Source organism: Microbulbifer maximicatervae (SeqCode) (assembly GCF_052467695.1).
In genome coordinates this window covers 3,017,892-3,040,225 of record NZ_CP174320.1, presented here as the reverse complement: position 1 = coordinate 3,040,225, position 22,334 = coordinate 3,017,892, and the positions used below count along the sequence as shown (strand labels likewise).

At 43.3% G+C, this 22,334-nt stretch carries 13 protein-coding genes; 9 read left to right on the top strand and 4 right to left on the bottom strand.

The features are described 5' to 3' along the window. Positions 1-112: 112 nt before the first annotated feature. The 5 genes from ACJJI8_RS13345 to ACJJI8_RS13325 all read left to right on the top strand — a co-directional run bounded on the left by ACJJI8_RS13345 (position 113) and on the right by ACJJI8_RS13325 (position 7,569). On the top strand, positions 113-1,333 hold the full coding sequence (locus ACJJI8_RS13345; protein WP_444932671.1) for an ROK family transcriptional regulator: 1,221 nt from the start codon (positions 113-115) through the stop codon (positions 1,331-1,333). Between the two features lie 114 nt (positions 1,334-1,447). Continuing rightward, positions 1,448-2,434, top strand: coding sequence for a glycoside hydrolase family protein (locus tag ACJJI8_RS13340; RefSeq protein WP_444932670.1), 987 nt, complete (start codon positions 1,448-1,450; stop codon positions 2,432-2,434). 353 nt (positions 2,435-2,787) lie between these two features. Further along, positions 2,788-5,292 (top strand): TonB-dependent receptor, encoded by a 2,505-nt coding sequence (locus ACJJI8_RS13335; RefSeq protein WP_444932669.1) that lies wholly within the window; start codon positions 2,788-2,790, stop codon positions 5,290-5,292. Positions 5,293-5,490: 198 nt separating this feature from the next. Further along, the gene (locus tag ACJJI8_RS13330) at positions 5,491-6,423 is read left to right on the top strand and encodes an ROK family protein (protein WP_444916003.1); all 933 of its coding nucleotides are present in this window, start codon (positions 5,491-5,493) and stop codon (positions 6,421-6,423) included. Between the two features lie 246 nt (positions 6,424-6,669). Then, positions 6,670-7,569 (top strand): alpha/beta hydrolase, encoded by a 900-nt coding sequence (locus ACJJI8_RS13325; protein WP_444932668.1) that lies wholly within the window; start codon positions 6,670-6,672, stop codon positions 7,567-7,569. Positions 7,570-9,627: 2,058 nt separating this feature from the next. Here ACJJI8_RS13325 and ACJJI8_RS13320 read toward each other — a convergent pair. From ACJJI8_RS13320 to ACJJI8_RS13310, 3 genes are read right to left on the bottom strand one after another with little or no spacing between them, the layout of a single operon-like run. Then, positions 9,628-10,545 carry a hypothetical protein gene (locus tag ACJJI8_RS13320; RefSeq protein ID WP_444932667.1) on the bottom strand — a complete coding sequence of 306 codons (918 nt, stop codon included), beginning with the start codon at positions 10,543-10,545 and terminating at the stop codon, positions 9,628-9,630. A 16-nt stretch (positions 10,546-10,561) separates the two neighbouring features. Then, positions 10,562-14,647: a DUF637 domain-containing protein gene (locus tag ACJJI8_RS13315; protein ID WP_444932666.1), complete on the bottom strand. Its 4,086-nt coding sequence runs from the start codon at positions 14,645-14,647 to the stop codon at positions 10,562-10,564. Between the two features lie 16 nt (positions 14,648-14,663). After that, entirely contained in the window at positions 14,664-17,192 is a 2,529-nt protein-coding gene (locus tag ACJJI8_RS13310; protein WP_444932665.1) for a hypothetical protein, read from the bottom strand. Positions 17,193-18,164: 972 nt separating this feature from the next. Here ACJJI8_RS13310 and ACJJI8_RS13305 point away from each other — a divergent pair. Both ACJJI8_RS13305 and ACJJI8_RS13300 read left to right on the top strand, forming a co-directional pair. Next, on the top strand, positions 18,165-18,515 hold the full coding sequence (locus tag ACJJI8_RS13305) for a hypothetical protein (protein ID WP_444932664.1): 351 nt from the start codon (positions 18,165-18,167) through the stop codon (positions 18,513-18,515). A 20-nt stretch (positions 18,516-18,535) separates the two neighbouring features. After that, positions 18,536-18,799, top strand: a complete 264-nt coding sequence (locus tag ACJJI8_RS13300; RefSeq protein ID WP_444932663.1) for a hypothetical protein — start codon at positions 18,536-18,538, stop codon at positions 18,797-18,799. Positions 18,800-18,927: 128 nt separating this feature from the next. On the opposite strand, the gene ACJJI8_RS13295 is transcribed toward ACJJI8_RS13300, so the two are convergent. Continuing rightward, positions 18,928-19,983: a hypothetical protein gene (locus ACJJI8_RS13295; RefSeq protein ID WP_444932662.1), complete on the bottom strand. Its 1,056-nt coding sequence runs from the start codon at positions 19,981-19,983 to the stop codon at positions 18,928-18,930. A gap of 548 nt (positions 19,984-20,531) precedes the next feature. On the opposite strand from ACJJI8_RS13295, the gene ACJJI8_RS13290 reads away from it, so the two are divergent. Together ACJJI8_RS13290 and ACJJI8_RS13285 are read left to right on the top strand one after the other, a co-directional pair. Next, on the top strand, positions 20,532-21,482 hold the full coding sequence (locus ACJJI8_RS13290) for an IS5 family transposase (RefSeq protein ID WP_444932661.1): 951 nt from the start codon (positions 20,532-20,534) through the stop codon (positions 21,480-21,482). A gap of 395 nt (positions 21,483-21,877) precedes the next feature. Then, on the top strand, positions 21,878-22,210 hold the full coding sequence (locus tag ACJJI8_RS13285) for a hypothetical protein (protein WP_444932660.1): 333 nt from the start codon (positions 21,878-21,880) through the stop codon (positions 22,208-22,210). The last annotated feature ends 124 nt before the right edge of the window (positions 22,211-22,334 follow it).

Genomic DNA, 22,334 nt, shown 5'->3' with positions numbered 1-22,334 from the left:
TTAGTACCAACGAAGTCAATAGACTAAGCAAAGGCTTTAAAGTTACACTTTTAACAATAGAATCGGACAATCAGTGGCCGGATCAGATCACGTTTCATCTCAGGGGGCACGGATGGGTAAAGGTAGCAATTCCAGTGGTTTACGCCGTTATAACGAGCGAGTGGTGCTTACAACCCTGCGGAAGACTGGCGCAGCCTCCAAGTCCGACCTAGCGCGCCAAACTGACCTCACCGCTCAGGCGGTTACCCGGATTGTCGATGATTTGGAAAGCGCAGGGCTGGTAATGCGAGAGGGGCGCCGACTGGGCGGCAAAGGCCAACCCTCGATTATGTACGTTATTAACCCTACTGGTGCTTACTCTGTCGGCATCAAGGTGGGACGGCGCAATATCGAGCTGCTACTAATGGATTTTGGTGGCACAGTACTAAAGAAAATTTGCCACGAGTTTGAATTCCCGGAGCCCGAATTTTTATTGGCAAAAATTGAATCGGGCCTCCAGGCACTTACTGATACCCTACCCGCTAAAGACAGAGGGAAACTAGTGGGCGTGGGTATCGCTATGCCCTGGTTTATCGGCGCTTGGACCGAAGAGCTCAATATGAGCAAAGAGCTCGCGGCCCAGTGGAAAGAAATTAACTTTGCTGAAGAAGTTGCTCAGCGCACACACCTGCCGGTTTTCTTCGAGAACGACTGTTCCGCTGCTGCTGTTGCTGAATTGCAGTTTGGCAATGGCCAGGACATATCCAATTTTCTCTACGTTTATATCGGGACCTTTATCGGTGGAGGCCTGGTATTAAATGGCAGCCTGGAAACCGGCGTCCATGGCAATGCGGGCAACCTGGTTTCCCTGCCAGTGCCCCCCTCAAAACTTAGCAGCACCCCTGAAAATCAAGGGGCATTTGAGCTACTCCTCAATCGCGCTTCACTATTTGGGCTGCGCAGACATTTACGAGAGTGCGGCATCGAAATTACCAGCACTTCCGAACTTGAAACAGTGATGGACCAGGCCCGCCCTCAGATCCAAGAATGGCTGGACGACTGTGCAGATGCGCTGGTTTATGCATTTCTATCGGCAATCAGCGTGCTGGACCTGGAGGCTATTATTGTCGATGCGCATTTACCCCGCTTTTTATTAGACGAACTGGTCGAAATGATTTCTCGCAGAATAAAGCAGGTGGCGCCTTCAGGTGTATTTGCGCCCAAAATTGTCAGTGGAAAAATTGGAGTCGACGCTATCGCCACAGGCGGTGCGATTCTGCCTTTTTACTCAATTTTTGCACCGGATAAAACAGTTCTATTAAAGGGCGGAATACCAGGAAGAATATCTACCTGATTGCGCCTTAATTGGAACCCCAGAAAAGCATAAAAATAACTCTGGGCTCCTTAAGAATAATCAAAGTAATAACTCACCGGCAAATTTCCAATCAGCACTAATGAGGTAAATATCATGGCATTTAATCTCGATAATAAATGGGTATGGGATTTTTGGTTCGCGCAGGACGGCGACCAGTACCATGTATTTTACCTTCAAGCCGATAAATCACTGGGCGATCCTGAGCTGCGCCATTGGAATGTATCTGTCGGTCATGCCGTTTCTACGGACCTTATTCATTGGACAACGCTCCAGGATGCATTAAAACCCTCACCTCGAACTGCAACCGCCAGTGAGGAAGCTGCAGACTCTTACACTACCTGGACCGGCTGTGTACACAGAGAAGGCGATACCTGGTATATGTTTTATACCGGTACTAAATACTCGGAGAAAGGCCTGATTCAGCGGGTCTGCCTGGCAACTTCCAAGGACTTATTACACTGGGAAAAACACCCCAACAACCCCCTGGTGGAATTAGATCCCAATTTCTACGATGGCCTGAACCTTGAATATTGGCACGATGCATCCTGGCGTGACCCATGGATCGTTAAAGACCCCACGCAGAATCTCTACCATATGTATCTCACTGCGCGCTGTAACCAGGGCAGCCCTGATGGGCGTGGCGCAGTTGGCTATGCCAGTTCAACGGACTTAATTCACTGGAAAGTGGGGCAACCGGTACTGGCTCCCGGCTGGTATGGCGAAATGGAAGTACCGCAAATTGAATACATCCATGGCCGCTACTACTTATTCTGCTCAGTATCGACAAAGTTCCACAGCGCTGCCCATCGACAATCCATGCAGGGTACACCACTGACTGGCACAAAATATTTTGTCGCCGATGATCTGAATGGCCCATACGAAGTGGTTGGAGATGGCTTTATCGGCGCAGACCAGCAGGGATCACTCTATTCCGGCCGGGTTATCCAGGGGCCGGACCAACATTGGTATCTGCTGGCTTTTAATAGGGACGATGCCGAGGGCAATTTTATCGGCGGTATCTGCGACCCCAAACGCATCGAGTTTATGGACGATGGACAACTGGAATTGGCCAAAGACTAGCAGGCAGGAATCGCAACCAAATCCTTAGGTAGATGCTCACCAGAAGCATCTACTGCCCCTTATCCCCTTCTCCCGCAACCAGTGCTACTTAGAAAGACAAGCAGCGCTGTCACCAAAAGCAAAGATCGATACCGCGAAAATCACTACTTCCCCTTGGTTTACTTATCTATTTGCTGATTCCACTGCGTAAATTCTGCAAATTTTCGTATTGCCTTTATTAAACCACAGTGATTTAATAAATGTGTTCGCGGGGAGAGGTCCCACCCATGCGGTAACAGGAAGAGAGTCTCGAGCCCGCAGAGAACGGGCCGTGAAAAATCTAATAACCATAAGAGATGATTGAGGAGAGCGCCGTGATTGCAGAGGGCTTCCAAGCAGGTTCAGAGACACAGAAACACTTTAAACCACACTCCATAGCCCTGGCAGTTGCCATGGCCTCCAGCGTTGCGGTACCGGCAACAGCTGAGGAAATGCCGGAAATTGAAGAGGTGATGGTTACCGCAACCGCCCGACCGGTTACCAAGATGGAATCCAGCGTATCCGTTAGTGCACTGGACACTGAGGAAATGGCGAAGTACGCCCCGCGCTCTACCGCAGAGCTGTTCCGCAGCTTACCCGGTATTCGGGCGGAATCCTCCGGTGGCGGCGGCAATGCAAATATCACCGTTAGGGGTATTCCCCTGGCAACTGGCGGCTCCAAATATATGCAAATCCAAGAAGACGGATTGCCTGTATTAGAATACGGCGATATTAATTTCGGTAACACTGACAACTTTGTTCGCACCGACTCCTCTCTCGCACGTATAGAAAGCGTACGCGGCGGCTCTGCCTCCACCTTTGCCAGTAATTCCCCTGGCGGTGTGATCAATATGATCAGCAATACCGGCGAAGAAGAAGGTGGTAATGTAGGACTTTCGTTTGGTGCGGACTACGATGAATCCCGCCTGGACTTTGGCTATGGCCACCACTTGAATGATTCTTTGCGATTCTATGTCGGCGGATTTTTAAGAGAGGGGGAAGGCATCCGCGAGACCGGCTTTGATGGGGATTCCGGCGGCCAACTCAAGGCCAACCTCACCAAAGAGTTTGATAACGGTTATGTCCGCCTCTATTACAAACATCTCGATGACCGGGTAACAACTTATCTTCCTGGCCCTGTAACCTATAAAGGCGATGGTGAATTCGGCACGGTTGCCAACTTCGATGCCAGCAGCCAAACCCTGCATTCCGATAATTATCGATACATTTCCACTTTTGATGCCTACGGCAATCCGGTAACCCGCGACTTATCCGACGGTATCGAATCACTGGTGGAAGCCTATGGCTTTGAAACCAAATTCGAATTTAATGATGGCTGGACTGTTACCGACAAATTCAGAATTTCTGATGTTAGCGGCAGCTTTATTTCCCCCTTTACCGATACTTTCGGCGATTACGGACCACAATCCACACAGGATATGGCTGATACCATTTGTGCAAATGCCGTAGGCAGTAGCGGAGAGGCCATAGACTGTAGCGCCGGCACAACGGTGGCTTATGCCAATGGTGAAGAGGCCGAAGGCCTCGCCTATGTCGACCTGCTCTTTGATACAGAAATACACGATTTGGGTCTGATAGTTAACGACTTTAAAGTCGATAAATTAATTGGCGATAATATTGTTGTTTCCGGTGGGTTCTATTACTCCAACCAAAATATCAAAACCAGCTGGAATAGTTGGAATGCCCTAGTTCAAACTGTTGACGGCAGCAATTCTGAAAACCTCACCATAACTGCCAATGCCAACGGAGATGTACTGGTAGATGATGGGGTCTGGTCTGCAAGCTTTCTTTCCTGGGCCTGGGACCTGGAATATGAAACTTATGCACCCTATATGAATGTGGCGATCGACATCGGCGACTTTACCTTCGATGTCAGCGCCCGCCACGATATGGTCAACGCCAAAGGCTCCCTGGTTTCCAGCTGCTGCGGTGGTGATACAGACTACGATCTGAATGGCGATGGTATTATCAGCGATGTGGAAAGTGCTAGCGCTTCCGATGCTTTTGGATTCACCGGCGGCGTCATCACAATGGCCAATGGATCCACCCAGCTCGTTGACTACGATGCAGACAACACCTCTTTCTCTCTCGGTGGAAATTATATTCTCAACGACAGCATGGCTATTTTTGCCCGCTACAGCGAGGGTGGCCGAGCAATTGCCGATCGGCTTCTACAAATTAGCGGCGCCCTCAACAGTGACGGAAGCCTAACCGACACCACCGATGGCTTCGACTCTGTGGACCAGCTGGAAATTGGATACAAACTCTCAACCGGCGATCTGGATTTCTTTGCAACTTACTTCAATACGGTCACTGAAGAGACCAATGCAGAAATCACTAGCGGCTTAACGTTTGTACGCGAGTATGAAGCCCAAGGAATCGAGCTGGAAGCAGCCTACAGTTATGGAGACTTTTCCGTAAATGGAAACCTCACCTGGACCGACGCCGAAATTTCAAAAGATGCCAACGACAGTTCTGTCGTAGGTAATACGCCGCGCCGCCAAGCAGATTTCATTTACACGATTACACCGCAATATAACTTTGGCGATGACTTTACATTTGGTGCAAGCCTCCAAGGGTCTACAGAATATTTTGTTTCTGACTCCAACCAGTTGAAACAGGAAGGTTATGTCCTGGTCAATCTGTTTGGTTCTTATTACCTGACAGAAGACCTTACCGTTTCCTTTAATGTAAACAACCTAACCGATGAATTTGTTGTTACCGAAGTTGAAGAGTCTTACGCAGAAGTTGGAGACATAGTACGCGGACGGGCTATCAGTGGCCGCTCCACCAGCGTCAGTTTCAATTACGCTTTTTGATCGTTGTTCTTCCCTACTCTAGTAAGTGGTTTGCAGTTCTGCCCATAGCTTTGCAAACCCCGAGCGTCTGGCCCCCACCGGCGCTCGGTTTTTTTCTTTAAGAAACAATATAACCAGCTATAAACTATCAGTAGTGTAATTTCGGAAACCATCAACTGATAATACGAATAACTTATGTAACCCGGGGAGCGGATTAGGATGGAAATGCAAGGCAATGCGGTAGATACCTTGCTCGGCGGAATTGAAGCCGGTGGTACCAAATTTAACTGTGTGGTAGCCGCTGGGATTAATGACATCCGTGAGCGAGCCAGCTTCCCAACCACCGATCCAGAACATACGCTATCCAAGGTCGCTCAGTTTTTTCACGAAAGCAGTCAGCGCCACGGCACTGTTTCTGCGCTGGGCATAGCCAGCTTTGGTCCGGTAAACCTGGACCCAGAATCCGCCTACTATGGCTATATCACCCAAACACCTAAAGCTGGCTGGTCCAATACCAATATGGCAGGCTACTTCAGCCAAGCCCTATCAGTACCAGTTGCTTTCGATACAGATGTTAATGGCGCCGCCCTTGGAGAACACCTCTGCGGCGCTGCAACAGATGTTAAGAACTTTGTCTACGTCACCATCGGTACCGGTATCGGCGCCGGCATTATGATCGACGGGCAGCTGATCAATGGATCTATGCACCCGGAAATTGGGCATATGCTGATGCCTAGAGACAGCCAAAAGGATTCTTTTAAAGGCAACTGCCCATTTCATAACAACTGCCTTGAAGGACTGGCTTCAGGCCCTGCGATAGAGGAGCGTTGGGGACTGCGTGGCCAACACCTGGAACAACACCATCCGGCCTGGGACCTGGAGGCGGAGTATCTGGCCACTATGTGCGTCAACCTTACCAGCTGCTACTCACCACAGCGGATCATACTGGGGGGCGGAGTGATGATACAGGCGCACCTATTCAACCGCATAAGGCAAAAATTCCTATGCTTAGCCGGTGGTTACTTTCCCCAAGTCTCAGAAAGTAATATTGAACGGTATATCGTTGCACCAAAACTAGTGGGAAGATCCGGTGAAGTCGGCTCCCTACGGATGGCCCAGCACCTATACAACACTAAAAACGTCATTGCCTGAACCTGGGAAGGGACATTCCCTTCCTGCCAATCCTCTTCTCAGTGGATGTGGTTTCCACGTGCAATATCCCTATTTCTGTGATTACGACCACTTCTTGAGCAAAAATTTGCGATGCAGAGTGATTCCTGCGGCAGTAACCCCCTCCCCAGCTAGCGACTCCCTTTACCTATCTGTTAGGCTTTCATATAGATACCTTTAGTAAGCAGGGCGATAACAGGTAAGTTTCAGCGCCCCTCAGGGATAGCAATGAAAATAATTAGATTATTAGTGATAGGTATTCTTAGTGCCTTTTGCCAGCTGGCAGTGGCCGGCAGTGCCGAACCCACAACTTTCACCCGCCCGGGGATACTGTCCTACAACTTTTACTCTGATTTACTAGAGCGTGAGTACATTATCGATATAATGCTGCCTCTCTCGTACACCCCGGAAAACACCGATCGCTATCCAGTCATTTATATGACCGATGGCTTTCTGCATTTCCCTATGACAGCCCCTAACCTTCTTCAGGAACAGGTTCCCGATGAGTTTGGCAATGTCAAAATGCCCCCTGTAATTCTGGTAGGTATCTCCCACGCTTTTGACAGCCCGAATTTTTCTCAGCGAGTAATGGATTTCACCCCCGTGCCTGGTGTGATCAAAGGTGCCGAACTCGGTGGAGGCGCCGATCACTTTCTTGAGTTTATCGAAGAGGAACTAAAACCCTTTATCAATAATAATTTTAAAGGTAACGAAGAAGACGAAACCCTAGTGGGCCATTCCCTGGGTGGGCTTCTGGCTCTCCATGCACTTTTTAACCACACCAATAGCTTTGACCGATATGTTATTGGAAGCCCCAGTATTTGGTGGGCCGATAAGCAAATTTTAGATAGTGAATTGGCCTATGCAGAACGCAATGCCGATTTAGGAAAAAGTGTGTATTTATTTATTGGTGGTGAGGAGACTTGTAGTGAAATCGACTCAGTTTGTGCAGTAAAAGACTTCTCTCAACTAGTAAAAAGACTAAAGTCTCGTAACTACAATAGCCTTACCCTAAAAAAGCGTGTATTTGAAAATGAGAACCACGGTAGTGTTGTTAATCCAGGCTATGATCGAGGGATAGAAAAGGTATTTAAGGCTAAGGTACTACCTAGAAAATATTCTTTCTAGTACACCTATCTTATTCTATTGTAATACAATCTTAATTGAGAGCAAAAAAGGCCCCCGAAAGGCCGCCTCACAAAACCCAAAACACTAAAGAGCAATCATCTCCAGCATCTATAAGGCCTAAAAACACCCAAAATGTAAAGTATACTTTCAAACTCAAAAAGGAATTTTAAAGCAAAAGAGCAATTGTTACTCTTTTTGTTTTCTTATTACCAATACTTGCCCAAGCTGGCGTAAGATCTGAATCAGACAATAAACTCTACACTAATTAGATTGAAAGTGCGCAGGGTGAAAATGGTATCGCAATAAAGTTCGACAGAGAAACAATATACGATTTAACAGCACCAGGCTGCGAATGGCGCTGGATCGTTTTTTAAGCTGGAATAACAATGTGGCGATGAAACATAAATTAGATATCGCACTAACTGCACAAATAGCCCAAAAGCCCAAAAGCCCAAAAGCCCGTTAAGATTTACATAGAAGATACTTGTAGATCCTCTCATGCAGAGCTAGCCACCGGTTCAAACCTGGAATGAAGATTAACATATCCACCAACTAAAAAATAAAAGTTGGAATTCAAATAAATGACAAAAAAGTTAAGTGGCGTAGATTTACGTTACTAATTCAAAATTTCCCACAAAACTTTTATCAAAACCAAACCGAAAAATAGATTCAAGAAACACCGCCATTAAGAGCTAAAGATTAATTAACTACGGCCTAAACATCCACACTGACAACAAACAAAATTCACCAACAACACTCTCAACTGAAACGATTAGAAATTTATTTCGCACTACAGACTACACATCGTGTAAACAAAAATTTTAACTGGGCAATGCTGAACACCAACCAAGCCAAACAAATGATCACCTAAAGACTACACAAGCATAAAAATACAATATTCAACTCTGAAATACATCAGTTAATCATCTGGAAAAGAATATTTTTCTAAAGGCGATATCGGCCTTTTCTTCTCCGCCAAAAGATCAAGTAATGACAGAATGCTACCGACATCTAACCGAAGAGCAACGATACCAAATCTGCGCTAAAGAGGAGTGATTGGAGCCCACAGGGGAGTCGCCAGGGAAGCAGTTTACATTAGTAGAAAGCTAGCTTAACGGATGGCTGAAGAGTGGTATAGCAGGCCAGAATCCGAAAAAGATACCTCCGAAGATCATTGCACTGACAGAGAGCAAACTGAAGTTACAATAGAACTCAGGATAAGTTTTCGACTCGCAAGAGTCTATCAATTAGCTATGAGACTATTTAGCCGAATAACTGGGTAGATAAGTAGTGTGATGAGTCACTAAGCGAGAACTTGCGGCGCCGGGATAGGCCGTACAGCAAACGAGAAAATGGAAAGCCCACTTGAGCGGTATATCAGAAGCGCCATCAATATTGAACAACGTCCACAAGCTATTCGGTGATAAATATCGCATCGGAGACTAGGAAATTGATACCGTTATAACTAAATAGAATATCGGTACACTGTTCACTATTGTAGATAGTGAGAGAAAATTTACTCTCTCTCAGCGGGTTAAGCGCGAGACAACAAATTGAATTACTCAGGACACCATTACAGTGCTTGATCCGAATAAGCACTTAGTACACACTTTTTACCACCGATAACTGAAAAGACCTTGCTTTGCATTTAAAGATTAGTATGGTTTTCGATGCGCTGGTCTATATTGTGTATCCATACTCATCATGGGAGAAGGGCCTCTATGAGAATACGAAAGCCCCGCTTCGCCAGTACTCTCAGAAAAAACCAACTTTAAGCCCTCGATTAAAGCAAATACCGACACGGCTATTGAACATTTAAATAATCACCCTATAAAATATTGGACTATAAAATGCCTAGATAGATAATGAAATAATATATGGCCACCTCAGCAGACTAAAGGGTGATGTACTTCAAAGTTAAATATAGGATCACTTAAATTGTCACTTTCAATCAGAAAAATTTACAAAACCCTAACTTCACCAACATCCATTCGACCCTTACCCTCAGATACGCAACTAAATCAAACTGCAAACCTAAAAGTAACCCTACCTAAATATTTATCTTTCTATTTTCATACGATTCAACATCCTTTCTTCGCGCCTACTCAAATCCACTGATAAAACAATATCCGCTAACCATTCTTTAGTTAGAATTCCTTTTTTAATCAAATTTTTAAACATCAACGCTCTAGCATTCATATTTTCCTCACCTACCAAACAACGTAACAACTGACTTTTTAGATCGACACACTCACCTTCAACATTAGTAATAGCAATAAATGCAGCTAGCCGAATTTCACTACTAGAATCAAATAAATAATCGCTTAAATATTTTCCTACCCCCTCTAATTTTATTGAACTCACCATCTGGATGAGCCCCAATACTACATTATGATCGGATTGCTCCTTTAGAGCCTTCACCAAAGATTTTTTAAAAGTGTCATCCACTTCAAAACCTTCAAGTACTTGCCTCAATGAAACTTCAACTCTTCTAATCCGCTCCTGCTTAGTTTTACTTTTAAGCTCTAACGGCTCTACAAATAACTTCTGATCATCTGGAATCACCTCACAAAGTGGCAACCCCACATACACGCTATTACCAGTTGGAGCCGAATACTTTTGTAACGGGAGACCATGCGATTTAATGATTTGAGCATCGCTAGGCAACTCAGCAACAGGAGTCCACTGATTAACATCAACCTGCATAATAAGGGCGTCCCCCCTTACTGCCAATGGACAGATATAAATTTCACTTGCCACCTTCCCTTCCTTAAACAAAAGAGAACTTAACTGCTTAACATCAAAAAATGAAGACTCTCGAACAAGTAATCTTTCTTGGCTATATATGGACACTGGCGCTATATGAGTGGCCACGAAGCCACCAACTCTGCGCAAAGCTCTGACCCTTTTACATACCGAACGAAAATTATCCATAACATATGAATTAATTAATGCTAAGTACTTTTCAGTGTCCATTGTATTTTCCCACCTATTACAGTTTATAAAAATCTGGCCCTAAGTGAATCAAATCACCATAGTTAATAATTTCATCTCTAGCTGAACTATTAAAAATAATCTCATTTCTTCCACTCATATCATCAATTGGCTTAATCGTTATCTGGCCAAGTCCCTCCATACGAGTCACCCTATCTCTTGGAAGCACAAGTATGACCGCATCCAATACACCGGCAGTACCATTAACTGTTCTCTCACCAAAAATAGCTGCGGTCTCAAAGTCATAAGCAGTAAAGAAACCTCTTGACCCAAAATTAATGGTGTCAGTATCGAGATTTAAGGCAGTATTACTTGATGTAGAATGTATAAATATTTCATTTTCCGAAAGGTCTATACCCTCCTCATTTAAAACATCGATCATCCTATCTCGCAATATTTCTTTAGATGGAATTGTGGTCCCCAAGTTTAACGTCGTAAGATCTCCCTGCCTTACAACTCCACCACTTACCTCAACCATCTCATCAAACATTAGTGAGTCTAACGGATTTTGATCTGGCACTAACACTTCTGTTCGCCAAGGCAAGTCAAGATCCAAATTTGGATTCTCTAAGGTACCAACACTAGTATCTCCATCTAATATTGCTTTAACAAGATTAATAACCTGATCCATTTCTGGAGCAGGATATACCGTTGTTGTTGCCCCATTATCTACAATTGGAATTCCAGCTGGAGTCAAAGTCGCCTGCTCTATTACCCCCCTTAGGGTAGGGTGTGACAACAACCCTTTTTGCACTCTAGAAATATTTCTTAGAATTAGTTCTTCATAAAACTCAGCACTAGATTGATCACCATACTCAAGCGCCTCAAGTCTACGCGTCTCATTCCTTTCAAGTTCCCATAAAGCATTTTTAATATCAGACTCTGCTGAACCTTTTAAGTATGCGAGATCTGCTTCAGACATTTCCGGTAAGGAATTTTCTTCTATTACATTAGAGTCTCCCACCATCCATTCACTATATTTTGCAGGAATACTAAGCAAGAGAATTGCTAAATAAGCTTCCACATTATAATTAGGGTCCATCATAGCCTGCTCTGTGGCAGCAGCTAAGCTATTATAAATTGAAGGGTACTTCAACGCCTCGTCTCGGAAGAAACTTTCGCTATTAATATCCAGCGTTTCCCCCCTTAGCATCCTCAAGATTTTATTTTGAGAAGCCCCCCAAATATCATTAAAGATTAAGAATGCGCCATTCCCCTTAATTGCATTAGCGCGTGCGACCTCCTGGAAGGCAAAAACAGAATGCTTTCCTGTCCAATTACTTGTAGCATTATATTTAGCTGCTGTTTGGGCTGCATTCCCAGCGATATCTACATCTCCACCAGCAGCAAACGCTGCAAGCGCTGCAGTGAGACGTCCCATATCTACTCCACGCTGAAGAAAATCTCTAATAGCAGCATCAAATTGGCCATTTGTGTAAGTACCAAAATCACCAAGTGTATCTTTAGCCCACTTGGCAATATCTTCTTCTAATTCTTGCCTGTGAGCCTGCCCGATAAATTCTCCAATTACGGCTCCACCAGCACCTGAAACACAAGCATTATTTTCATCTACCTCAGTAAGAGCTGCAGTTAATTCTCCAGTAAAGCAACCCACAGCAGCATGGGCAATATATTGACCGGCGGTCGTTAAGTTTGGCGGATCTGCTTTCGCGGCTTCGCCTATTTTTTCGGATAGATTTTTGCCTATTATGTTTATGCTATTTTGTGCAAGAGCCACCATAAACGCGTCAGTGAATTCTTCACTATTTTGACCGTACACTAAGCTTTGAATTCCAGTACTAACTGTAGCATGCGTAACGGCTTGCACAGCCTGCCCCGTTAAAGATAATACTGGTACCGTGTCTACTACACCATTGACAACTACAGTCTTCATTCCTGCAAGTGATGAACCTTCAGCAACTAGCTCTTTAGCACTAAAAAACTCAGTATCTATCGAAGCTAGCACGCCAGCAGTGACAACAGACGTTGCAATCGACTTTACTCCCTCTTCACTGAGTACAGCTTCAAAGCCGGCTTTATAGACGTCTTCAAAACTACCACCATTTACCGTGGCATTTGCAGAAGCGATAGTTGCAGTATTTACCATTGTGGTAAATGCGGCATTCGCCATTGCCGCCTCTGTCGCGGTAGCACCTGCACCTAACATGCCTGCGCCTGCACCATAAGTACAAATAGCAACAATAATAGTAATAACAGCCATAGCGGCTGCATTTAGGGATGTATTTGACTCATCCCATTCCTCATGAGCTAATTCTATAGCCTGCCATTCAGCATCCGTGAGTTCCTGGCGAACTTGCGCCATCCACTCCAAACCGTGAAATTCGCTGAGAACCTGAACCTGCTCATCCAAAGACAGGTTGGGGTCGCCTTCGTACTCTACGGTTACTCCATTGAGTGCTTCTACCGCAAATCCACCAACAATGGTATTGGGGATGCCAGTCTCAATATAGTGACCTTTATTTTTTGTAGTTGTAGTGAATAAGCCCTCTTTAACGGAACTATAACTATAGTGATCCGTCTCAGTGGTCATTAAGAGATTAACTTTACCACCGGTAGCCGTAACTTCAGTTCCCAGGGTACTTTGAATATCCGTCGCCTTTAGGGTGATATCTCCAAATTCGCTATGCAACTTGATACTTTTACCAGCATCTAGAAGAGAGCGAATTGCTACCGTTTGGTAAACTTCTTCCTCGATTTCACGCTTACCAAACTTACCCTTTTTGTAAGATTGGGTTGATTCAAGTTCATCTTCGATCGTAATACCAAGTGCAGCGAGCAGCTCAATATGCCCTCGATCGCTCACAATCTCTGCAGCATCCAGATAAATCTGACCACCAGCGATTAACCGAATAGTCTCGCCGGCAGTAAGCTTGGACTGTAAATAGCTTACACCTGATCTTTGTACATACCAGCCACCCTGCTTACCTTCAAAGCTAGAGGTAACATTCTCCGCACCTATATAGATATTGCCATTTGCAGCAAATGTCAGTTCATCACCCGCTGATACAGTGACTCCCTGCAGAACGATGTCACTGCCACTCCGCACCACTAAATGACCATCAGCTGAAATAGTGGTTACTTCCCCAAAGAAGCCACCCGTTTCATTACCAAAATCATAGCGATGCACTAGCGTCCTAGCCTCAAGACTCCCTGCATCGATTGTTAAATTGCCACACGCATCAACTTGACTTGATAGTAAACGAAGTGATCCACCTACTACTATATCCAGCTCGCAGCCACTAACACTGCTATTTTGTGCTACAAAATCACCGGCTACATTTAGGAATGCTTCACGGCCAAGCTTGATATCAACATCCTGAATATTGATACGACTAAAACTAACATTACTATTAAAGCCGACGCTGTGATCAGTCACTCGTCGTTCAGCAATTGTTTGCTCCGTCAAATAAACAACAGGGACAATTACTGTTTCTCCGCGGATAACCCGGCGCTCTGGCCAAACCATATCGTAAGGGCTATTTTCGCGATCAAATTTACTTTCCGAAATTGGATCACCGTAAATCTCTGTCGTACTCGCTAACTTCGCATAGAGAAACGCATTGTCATACAACGTCTTTAACTGGCTGGTTTCATCCTTAAAGTAGGCGCTATCAGAGTCAATTAAATGCCTACCCAGAAGCTCTTGTATTTGATCTCTAACATATCGTGACTGTACAAAGCTGTCCCCTACCAACTTTGGGTTATCATAAATTGGGAGGATCGTAGTGATATCTCCCACTCCAATAGGTACATAGGTAGGAGACCCTAAGGATTCAATATGTTCATCCCGTAATCTTTTATAAAGGTCCTGGATGTTGGAATATCCATCTTGAACGGATGTATCAATATAAGGCGCCGCCGTATATTGATAGCTACCACTAGTGGTAGAAAACTCAATTTCCGCAATGGAATCCAGAACTTGCTGAATTTGCCCTGATGACAAAGCTGCCGCATAAGCCGGTAACATCGTCTGAAACAGGAAACAGAAAGCGACCAAGTGGGTAAAGAAGCGCATCCCTATTCTCTTTTTACAACTGGTGACAGTGGAATTATCTTGACTCATTATCTTCACCTACTCCTTAACTCCACCAATCAAATTCAGAAACAAAGTCAGAAATAGTACTCTTAATTGAATTGTACATATCTTTCATTATTTCAAACAAAGAGAAGGTTTCACTTTCAGTTTTATTTCTATCACCACTCGGGATAGTAATTGGCATACAAGTACTGGTGCTGCAACTTGATTCCGTTGACTCGTAATACCAATCATGTATCCAGAATAATTCAAGTGTATCTTCAAACATTTGAATATCAGTTGTAAATGATTGGTCAGTTATGTAGCCACCGCCAAGAACTGGAATCTTTCCATCAACAGGCCCAAAAGCCAAAGGTGACATATAGTAGTATTCGTCTTCCCACCATTCAGGCGCATGGCTTTCAAATAGATCGGCGATTGCCACCTCTTGAAACCCATCAAAAGTATTGTGAGTTATACTTTCAAACTCGCCACTACCTTTAACATTCCCATGCACAAAAAATAGTGAGTCAGCATCTTTAGGTTCAGCAACAACAATTTCATTGCCAGACATTACCGGTACATAATCATCACCACCGAAGCACGGAACAAAGACTGTTCCCGGACCTCTTGAATCTTCGCACAAATAAACCTTTGTCGTGGCAGTCTCTTTGCTAATTGCTTTATGCGAGATACCATAATCATGAACGACAGGTGTATCAAATAGTGCTTGCCCATAAACCTCTAAATAAGCAGCGTTATTCACCAACCCTGCTGTAGCATAGGTTTCTAAATCACCAAGTGATACTATGATCCCTGGTGGGGAATATGTATACGCCCTAGTTTCGTAGGTTTCAATATTTTCTGTAGTATTACCATCCAAGATAGTGTAGTAAGTCTGATCTAAAAGGGTTAAGTTTCTATATCGCTCATTAACAATATATTTACCTTCTAATTTAAGAGTTCCACTACCCTTATTTAGTCGCAATACCGCTGATGAGTTTAACAGGTAATTCTGGGCTTGAATTTCTATACCATTTTCACCTGAAATAGTGGTCTGATTTACCAGACTTCTCAGGAGAACAGTGGTCTTATCGTCGGAAACTTTCTCCCAGTAGGGATTAATATTTTCAACCCCTTTCGCTTTAATCCGGACATATTCACCAATAATATGAGCGGATGTATCTGAAGGCTGTGAAAAATTACTCGTCGTGCTTACATTTATCCCAGATCGATAATAGGTGCCAAATTCAGAGGTTTCCGGCTTTTCTAAAGTTAAATCGCCAGCATAAAATGTTAGCAAGTCATCTACGGAAGATTCATTTGGTAGATAAGGAGTGCGAGAGCCATTTCTTACAAAACCGTTTTGAGATTGTACGTCTACAACTCCTCCGGTAATTTTACCTCCAAACTGATTGTAGACATTATTGTCTGCCCACGCCGATAAAGTACTTCCCCCTTCCAGCAGGCCGAAATTCACAATTTCATCGGAGGCAACCTTAAGCGTATGTGCAAAAATTTCAGATTTGTTTTCAAGTCGCCCATTTGCAATTGCCGTTACGCCCTTACCCTCAATATTCACATTTGAGGAAGGAAACAATAGGGAACCATTGGACTTGATAGTAATATCACCATTACTGGTCATATCTTCCGTAACAGTCGTGTCACATACCCCAAAAGTTTGTACCTCTACAGACTCTCCAGAGAGCACAACCTGATTCTGGTAACGTACTGATGATAAGAAATCAGAGGTGGTATCAATCTCAGTATCAAGTGTTAAACAATTTGCGGTAGTGAGCTTGACAGCCGCAGCCCTAATTGATCCTTCCAGCTTCTGGGATACCGCCCCAGATTTCGGAATAATATTTTCTATCTTTTGTAAATCATAATTCCAGCTTATGTCGCCAGCCATGGCATTTACCAGACCTGTTCCCAGTAGGTAGTTGCCATTTTCATCAGGAACGAGGCCGTTACTATCTTTACTGGCCGGCTGGTGAATATCTAGGGCTCCACTAATGAATAGCTCATCGGATAGGGTTTCTACCAACAATGCTCCGGGAGCGCTCATCCCTGAAAGACTGATGGAACCACTGGTGGCTGTTAGCTCGCCAATATCTGCAACATTATCACTAATTGTCTTTGACGGCTGAGCAGCAGCCATTGTGATTCGTGGGATATTACTAAAACTACAGTTTAGACAGTTAATACTACCGTTTTCATCCTTGGATAAAAACAACACATCTGCTGGTGCCCCCATTACTTCTACGAGGCCGCTTAGGCTTATACGATCAGCGATAATTACAATTAAGGAAGCCGCCTCAACAGGCGTAGAATCCTCTAGCAACCCGGGAATGTTTAATAATTGCAGTGGCTGACCGGATACAGAGAAGGTGTTAAATTGATTCCAAGAAATTCCATTAGAATTAGCAGGCCTGACACGTAGTGTATCAACACTCTCATTATCAACTAATGAAATTTCACTAGAGTGAATACTGCTAGGTGTAATAGTGGACGCACTTGAATATGCACCACCACCAAATAGGGCGAGCCCCATTAGCATAGTTTGAACTAAATAGTTTGAATTGAGCTTCATGTAATCCCCAATAATGAATGCTAAATCTTTCTTTAGTAGCTGCTACTTTTCAGCCCCAAATAACCTTTGATACCGTACGGTTTAACTCTCTATATCGTTTAGCTTCTAACAAACAAAATTTTTCAGCCGCCCCGACAGTATTGGACAATTACTTAGCACTTATTAAGCCCAGTATAATAATTAACCAGCAACTTAAAAATTGACGCGGCATCCTAACAAAAATTAACCTTTAAAACCACAGGAAACGAAAAAAATATAGTAGCGGAAACAGCACATATTCATTATGGTGTTACTATCTGGCTACACCGCAGAAGTTGCTATTCAGCAGCCACCACAATCCCCTGAAGAGCTCTTTTTTAGGTGGAAAAGTAGACTACCACCTCGAAAAACACAAAAAGTACTCTTAGTGCCTACCGCAAATTAACAATGATGAAACTGCTGAGCCTACAACCTCCATTCCGACTAACAACAGTGCAATGATGGAATAACGTAGCACTCACTCTCTCATACCCCAGAAAATACTGAGTGAATTAGTCTATGAAGTGCGCAATGCCGATTCGGGAAAAAGCGTGTATTTATTGGTGGCGAGGAGACTTGCAGTGAAGTTGTTTCAACTTGTGCAGTAAAAGTCTTTTATCAACTAGTAAAAAGACCGAAGTCTCGTAACCACAACAGCCTAACCTTAAGAAAGCGTATATTTGAGAATGAAAATCATGGCAGTGTTATAAACCCAGAGCACAACAAAGAAATAGAAAGATTATTTAGGCCCAAAGTATCGCCTAGAAAATATTCTTTCCTGCAAACTTATCTTACCCTCTAGTAATACACGAACTAAATAAGCAATCCAAAAGGCTACCTTACAGGATTACAAACACAAGTATACAACCCTCTCCAGAATTTATAAGACCTTGAAATAACTATAAAACAGAGTATATTTCGCAGACTTTCAAATTCAAGCAAGGACTTCAAAGCATGAGAGTAATAATAACCCTTTTTATTTGCTTACTACCGATGTTTACCCAGGCCGGCGTGCAATCTGAATCAGATAATAAACTCTACATTAAAATGATTGAAAGTGCATGGGGTAAAAATGGCATCGTGATAAAGTTCGACAGAGAAATAACTTACGATGGAACAAATCCAGGCTGCGAATGGGGCTGGAGTGTTTTTGTTAGCAAAGATAACAATGCGATGATGGACCATATATTATCTATCGCACTAGCTGCACAAATGGCCCAAAAGCCCGTCAAGGTTTACGTAGAAGATACTTGTAGCACCTCTCGTGCGGAGCTAATCTCCCTTCAAATCTGGAATGAAGAGTAATATGTTCCCCAGCCTCCGAAATGGAGGCTGGAATTAAAATAAATGACGCTTTTAGAAAAGCTAAATGGCGGCAGGCCTCTCCTACCAACTCAAAACTTCCCAAAAAATATTTACCAACGCCAAATCGAAAATATCATAAAAATCACTGGCATCTAAAAGGCACTAAAGGCCCTTCAAAAATTGACGTAACGATAAATATCACCACCACTAAGCCCACCCCTAAAATAGAAAATTTATCAGCCTTAAAAATACAAACACATACACCATCAAGCCAGAAAAATTAACTTGACAACCCATACCTAACAAATAATATAGACATCAATTTGTAAGGATCTTAAAATTGTGAAGGCAAAAACATGAAAATTATACTCTATGCAACACTTAAAACAACAAAGCCTGCATAGAGTATCAATTAATCTCGAAATAATTTAACCGCTTTACCAATTTTTCGGTACTGCTCTTCTACTTCTGGTACATAACGCGGCCCATAAAGAGTCCCTTTACTTGCATACACTTCAGGCCAAGCAAATGGATAAATGGCGATCACATCTTCATTCCTTACAGCATGATCATAAGCTTGCTGAGCTCTTGTTATCAATTGCTCTTCCGTAAGATAGCCATAAGTTGTGTTGTCAGTCATAAATGCACGAGGGATTATGTAAAATTTAGCATCTTGCAAAGCGCCCGTATGTTCCCTTACTTTCTCTACATTTTCTCTCAAAAGGTCAGTCATTCCGCCCTGAAAGTTGACGCCTTTATACTTATCCACCCCAAACAAATTGTAATTAATAGGCATATATTCACTATACTCACTAAACTCCCAAACCTGATTGATAGGATCCCAACCTACAATACGCTGCCAAAACAATATCTCTTCAACACTTTTCTCTGTAAAAGTTAAAGCTCTATATGCATCGGGAAAGTCCCGCATCAAAATAAGACCAATTTCATCCAAATATTCTTTAACCTCTCCATAGCTCATACTTGACCGATTGAAGGGTTCATCCAGAGGATCTAATGCATAGATAATATCTTCGTATGGCTTTAATTTTTCTTTGGCACTCTCCCACAGCTCAAGGTAATCTTCCTGCCTAGTATGACCTGAACTCGTATTAAAAAAGATAGGCCCTAACTCCACCCACACTTTAACCCCATGTCTTTTGGCCTCGGCTAACTTCTCATCCACATTACTCCAATGGAGGTTAATGAACGTAGAAAAAGGAGCAACCTCAGAAATATAATCGACGTACTTACCTGAGTGATAAAAACCAAATGCCTCTATATGATCAGGCACAACATTTCCGGGCGGAATAATTATTGGAGTAGCAATTTCTCCATGCAATATAAGCAATTCAGGCTCTTTCAAGTCAGCCGCGGCCGTCATCTCTTCTTGAGCCGACACAGCACCACCTATCAAAGCAAGCAACAGGCTCCCAACAAAAGGTAGTTTCTTAATACTCTTCAACATAAACTTCCCAATCCCAAACCGTACAAATTTTATTCTCACATCGACAAAGTGACGCTCACCAAGGAGAAAGTTACTAATATTTCGTTAACTCTATTAGGCCAACACCGCTCTAAAAGAGGTCACCCCAAAATAGTACGACAAAACAAAAAGCTACCGCAAATCATTTTAAAATAAATCTTTCGACACACGTTCAACAGCCCCACCTACACCTCTATTTGGTAGAGATTAAAAGCTGTATTTACTTAGAAGTTTGCAGTCATACTTTTTTAGCAGGTAAAACATAAAACAAACGTTCCATCTATAAATTACAAAGAGCCCAAACGAAAACATCTCACACAACATAAAACTTTAACTTTAGCCTCAGGAATTTTTAAAAATAAACCTGCTAAAAATTTACTCAGGATTAGCACACCCTTACTCAAGCATTCCTCAGATATTAAAATGTATCTCATTTATATTAGCCGTATATATTTATTCTCTAGGGAACCTCTGAATAATTCTGAGTCAATTTGGTAATATTCACCTACCCATCAAGACTACGATGAATCATGCACCAAGTCACCTTTGCCGAAGCAGAATATAAGCTAAAGCGCCGTATAACTCGGCGAGAGAAGTTTCTTTCTCAAATGGAAATCCTCATCCCATGGCAGCGACTAGAAGCTCAGATCACTCCTTGTTACCCACAAGGCAAACGTGGCCGACAGCCATATCCATTGAGTGTCATGCTTCGTATTCATTGCATGCAGCTATTTTACAATCTCAGTGATCCCGCTATGGAAGATGCACTGTATGAAATTGAATCCATGCGTAGTTTTGCTGGATTGACTTTGAGTAGCCCAATTCCCGATGAAACAACGATTCTTAACTTTCGCCACTTACTGGAGCTCAATCAGCTAGGTGCAGCTCTTTTTGATGAAATCAACAAACATCTTGCTGAGAATGGCATGGTACTGCGTGAAGGCACGATTGTAGATGCCACTATTATCTCTGCGCCAACTTCAACTAAGAATGAAAAGAAAGAACGTGATCCGGAAATGCATCAAACAAAGAAAGGCAATCAATGGCATTTTGGGATGAAAATGCATATCGGGGTTGATGATGTGCTCGGAGTAATACATAGCATAGATACAACAGCAGCGAATTCGCATGATGTCACAACCACAGAGCGAGTTCTCCACGGGGAGGAGAAAAGAATCTGGGGAGACTCTGGGTACATTGGTGCGGAGAAACGTGAAGAGTTGAAAGAGCGGGAGGCGGATTGGTATATAGCAATGAAGCCGAGCAAGCTAAAAACTCTTCCAGGGCGTGATGCACTCCGTAAAGCGGAAAAGATCAAGGCGCAGATAAGAGCGAAGGTCGAGCACCCCTTCCGCTACATCAAACAGGTATTTGGTTATGACAAGGTCCGCTATCGGGGACTGGTAAAAAATACTGAGAGGCTGTGCTTACTGGCAGGCTTTACCAACTTATTAATAGGGAGAAAATACTTGGCTACCTAGGGGGGGCGCCTGAAATCCGCCTATTGAGGATTTCAGATGAAAAATTAGGGGACTATTACGCGAAAATTACGCGTTTGAGCGTAATAAAGTGAATTTTTCAAGCAGTGTAGCTTAATTCTAGAAAAATGCTTCGTTGATCAGAGGGTCCCTAGATCTAGAATCAAACACCTACCCAAGACCGCCTTTACTTCAGCGCCTTACTGAGATATACATCTCACAACACCCACAACCTGGCACCTGCATACCAAGTATGACCTAATGCTCCGGTTAAAAGTATATGACTCAAATCGCAACTTCGCATAATACAAAAATATACAGATTTAAAATTTGCTATTTATAGAACTTTCTATATCCTTCAGAAGCTATGATAACAACACTTCAAATTGGAGGCTTCCATGAAACTCAAATTTCTGATTGCATTAATTGTGATGACCTTATCAAAAGGCGCCTTCGCTGCGGGCATGTCTGACGATGCCACTATTAACAAGGTAGGCTGCCACATGAATAACGCTACCTGCTATGTCTACCTGGATCAAAAAGTTGGCCCAGATAGCTGCAGCAGCAATTCGATACGCTGGAGTAAAGATGCCAAAAATGGCCAAGAAACTTTAAGCTTATTAACCGCGGCATTTTTTGCCGGAAAAAAAGCTAGTTTTTATGTTTTAGATACATGTTATGAAGATGGCATTTACCCGACCTTTGGGTATTTCAACGTAAACAATAATTAAACACCCCCAAAATTCCTCAGGTTCCAACTCATCTTGGCTAGCCAGTTATTCGATGTTTTTTAGTTAGATGGCTAGTCAAAACCTCCATAGTACCACCATAAATATTTAAGAAAATTTTACAGCT